1 pseudogene is annotated in these 386 nt (G+C 49.5%); it reads right to left on the bottom strand.

The window, feature by feature from the left end:
- A pseudogene (locus tag MMP72_RS15805) lies at positions 1 to 386 on the bottom strand (agmatine deiminase); the annotation flags it as partial.

The following is a 386-nucleotide window of genomic DNA, read 5'->3' as shown; positions in this document are numbered from 1 at the left end:
CCGCCGTCACCACCGCCAGTGATACCGCCGATGATTCCAGTAATTGCACCTAAAGGACCTCCATCACCACCGCCAGTAATACCACCGATGATGCCAGTAATTGCACCTAATGGGCCACCATCACCACCAATGATGCCACCTACATCAGTGAGATCACCGACAATATGCTGGATCGTATCAGCAGCGGTTGAACCGTTATTAATCAGTGTGCCAATGACACCTGTTGCATTAGCTAGTGCACCAGCAAAGTCAGCGCCAGCTAAATCGGAAATTGCTTCAAGTGTACCATTTACAGTATCGCGAGAAGTTTCAAAGGTGAGTGTGCCTAGATTGGTTAAATCCACAATAGGATGGACTTGAGGGAGTACGCCACTGGCTACACCACC

This window comes from Acinetobacter sp. NIPH 2699, assembly GCF_022549355.1.
GTDB lineage: Bacteria > Pseudomonadota > Gammaproteobacteria > Pseudomonadales > Moraxellaceae > Acinetobacter.
This window is presented reverse-complemented; position numbering and strand designations above follow the sequence as displayed.